Source organism: Roseicyclus sp., from assembly GCF_052168335.1.
In the GTDB taxonomy this organism is placed as follows: Bacteria; Pseudomonadota; Alphaproteobacteria; order Rhodobacterales; family Rhodobacteraceae; genus Roseibacterium.
The window spans coordinates 1-2,820 of record NZ_JBQLZP010000598.1 but is presented as its reverse complement, the minus strand read 5'-3'; the positions used below and the strand labels follow the sequence as shown (position 1 = coordinate 2,820).

The window sequence follows — 2,820 nt, the reverse complement described above, 5'->3', positions numbered from 1 at the left end:
GCGCCATGCCGAGCGCGAGCCAGTAATGCCGCTTCTCGTCGCCGAGGGGGCGCACCCGGTCCTGGCTCATGGCCCGCCTCAGTCGTGGCGGGCGAGGTCGGCGAGGACCGAGCCGTTGCGGCAATAGCCCGGCGCGGCCTCGGCGCGCTCGTGGGTGTCGAGCCAGTGCGCGCAACCCGCGGGGTCCGAGCAGCCGGTGCAGGACAGGAGCATCGCGTGGCGGATCTCGGGCGCAAGCTCGCCGCGCAGTTCCGCCTCGTCGAGATCGGCGCCGAGGGTCCGGGCCATCCGGTCCATCAGCGCCTCATGCGTCTTCAGCGTCTTGTCACCCTGCATCGGCGGCTCCCCGGACAATGGCGGATCGTTCGGGGCGATCGTGACGCCGCGGCGCGGCGCGCGCCTTGACGCAGATCAAGCGGCCTCAGCGGCCGCGGAGGCTCGCCAGCGTGCGGCGCACCACCGCCATGCGCTCGGCGTTCGGCGGGTGGGTGGAGAGCAGCGGCATCTCCGGGTCGGGCAGCCGCGAGAACAGGCGCGCCCCGTTCTCGGGGTCGTAGCCCGCGCGGAAGGCGATGACCGTCCCGATCGCGTCGGCCTCGAGCTCGGCCGAGCGGGAATAGGTGCGCGCGCCGACGAAGGCGCCGAGCTCGGCCGCCCGCGCGACGGTGCGCCGGTCTGCGCCGCCTGCCATGGCCATCTCGCCGAAGACGCGGGCCCCCTCGGCGGCGGAGCGGCGCTGCTCGGGGATGTGGCGCGCGATATGGTGCCCGGCCTCGTGGCTGATGACGAAGGCCAGCTCGTCGGGATTGTCGAGGATCGCGATGAGGCCGAGGGTCAGGATGATGACGGGACGCCCGTTGCGGTCGAGCGTCTGGAAGGCGTTGGCGGGCACCCGTGGGTCGCGGTCGACGAGGATGGCGAAGTCGCAGTCCTGGTCCGGCGTCTCGGCCCGGCAGAGCGCCTCGGCGACCGGCTCGACGTCGCCCGCGACCGCGAGGAAGATGTCGGGGGAGATCGCGGGCTGGCGCGGCGCCGTCGCGGGTGCGGCCGCCTCGGGCGCCGGCAGCGTTGCGCAGGCCGAAAGAAGCGCGGTCGCGGCGAGCATCTGGGCAAGGCGGAGGGCGGCGCGCATCGAAGCTGTCTCGGAGGCGGGATTCTCGGGGCAAGGGCAGCCCGGTGAGCCTGACCGCCTGCGGCCCTCAGGTCCAGCGGCAATTCCGCCCGGGGCGCGGCAGGGCGCCGCGCGGACTGGCGGGCCGTGGCCTGGGCACTAGCCTCTCGCCCATGAGCGTCATCCGCATCCTCTACAACCATGCCTGCCCGATCTGCCGCGCCGAGATCGCGCATTACCGCGCGCGGGCCGAGGCGTCGGGCGCCGCCCTCGTCTTCGAGGACCTGAACGCAGCCGACCTCGGCGGCTGGCGGCTCACGCCCGACCAGGCGATGCGGCGGATGCACGCGCGCCTGCCCGACGGGCGCGTCGTCTCGGGCGTCGAGGCCTTCGCGCGGATCTGGGCGGCGCTTCCGGGCTATCGCTGGCTCGCGTGGCTGGTGCGGGTGCCGGGCGTCCGGCATCTCGCCGAGCTCGGCTACAACCGGGTCGCGGCGCCCTGGCTCTACCGCCGCCACCTCCGGCGCATGGCGCTTGCGGGAGAGGGACCGCGCCCCTAGGCTCGGGCGCATGTTCACCATCGAGCACGACTTCGACGCCACCGTCGTCACCCTCGTGGACGAGGGCGAGGCGCCCCTGCAGGAGGACGTGACCATCACGGCCTTCGCCGAGTGCATCACCATCGAACAGCTCGACCCGCGCACGGACCGGGTGCAGAAGATCACGCTGTCGCTGGCGCAGCTTCAGGATCTCGCCGCCGCCCTCGACCTGCCGGAAGGCGTCTACCGGCTGGTGCCGTCGCAGAAGTAGCGGCTCCGGGCCTTGACCGGTGTTCAAGGCCGAAGGCGCCTGCCATAGTCCCCGGAAAACACGGGAGAGAGACATACGGGGGAGAGACATGGCGACGGGCTTCTTCTGGGACGAGCGCTGCTTCTGGCATTCGGGCGGCAACTTCACCTTTCTCCTGCCGGTGGGGGGGCTCGTCCAGCCCGCGGTGGGCGGCGGCCTGCCCGAGAACCCCGAGACGAAGCGGCGGCTGAAGAACCTGATGGAGGTGACGGGCCTCTGGCGCGCGCTCGACACGCGGGGGGCCGAGCCGGCGACGGAGGAGGATCTCCTGCGCGTCCACACCGCCGACTACGTCGAGGCGTTCCGCGCCGCCGCGGCCGAGGGCGGGGGCGAGCTGGGCCTGCGCGCGCCCTTCGGGCCGGACGGCTACGACATCGCGCGGCTGTCGGCGGGGCTGGCGAAGGAAGCGCTCTTCGCGGTCCTGCGGGGCGATCTGTCCAACGCCTATTCCCTGTCGCGCCCGCCGGGGCACCATTGCCTGCCGGATTTCCCCAACGGCTTCTGCCTGCTCAACAACATCGCCATCGCGGTCGAGGCGGCCTTCGCGGCGGGCCTCGCGAGCCGCGTGGCTGTCGTGGACTGGGACGTCCACCACGGCAACGGGACGGAAGCGATCTTCTACGACCGCGACGACGTGCTGACCCTCTCGCTCCACCAGGAGCGGAACTATCCCTACGACACGGGCGACGCCGCCGACCATGGCACCGGCGCGGGCGAGCATCACAACATCAACATCCCGCTCCCGCCGGGAGGCGGGCACGCCTGCTACGTCGAGGCGATGGAGCGGATCGTGATGCCCGCGCTCTCGGCCTACGAACCCGACGCCATCGTCGTCGCCTGCGGCTTCGATGCCTCGGCCG

Annotated in this window: 5 protein-coding genes; 3 read left to right on the top strand and 2 right to left on the bottom strand. The window is 72.7% G+C overall.

What is annotated here, in order from left to right; genetic code table 11:
- Positions 1–78 precede the first annotated feature (78 nt).
- Together ACTS11_RS18365 and ACTS11_RS18360 are read right to left on the bottom strand one after the other, a co-directional pair.
- Entirely contained in the window at positions 79–336 is a 258-nt protein-coding gene (locus tag ACTS11_RS18365) for a DUF6455 family protein (RefSeq protein ID WP_442641735.1), read from the bottom strand.
- Between the two features lie 85 nt (positions 337–421).
- On the bottom strand, positions 422–1,132 hold the full coding sequence (locus ACTS11_RS18360; RefSeq protein WP_442641734.1) for a M48 family metallopeptidase: 711 nt from the start codon (positions 1,130–1,132) through the stop codon (positions 422–424).
- Between the two features lie 152 nt (positions 1,133–1,284).
- Between ACTS11_RS18360 and ACTS11_RS18355 the strand changes: the two genes are divergently transcribed.
- The 3 genes from ACTS11_RS18355 to ACTS11_RS18345 all read left to right on the top strand — a co-directional run.
- A complete protein-coding gene (locus tag ACTS11_RS18355) occupies positions 1,285–1,671 on the top strand; it encodes a thiol-disulfide oxidoreductase DCC family protein (RefSeq protein ID WP_442641733.1) in 387 nt (128 codons plus the stop codon).
- Positions 1,672–1,681: 10 nt separating this feature from the next.
- Positions 1,682–1,921, top strand: a complete 240-nt coding sequence (locus tag ACTS11_RS18350; RefSeq protein WP_442641732.1) for a hypothetical protein — start codon at positions 1,682–1,684, stop codon at positions 1,919–1,921.
- Positions 1,922–2,009: 88 nt separating this feature from the next.
- A partial coding sequence (locus ACTS11_RS18345; RefSeq protein WP_442641731.1) for a class II histone deacetylase occupies positions 2,010–2,820 on the top strand: 811 nt, incomplete at its 3' end.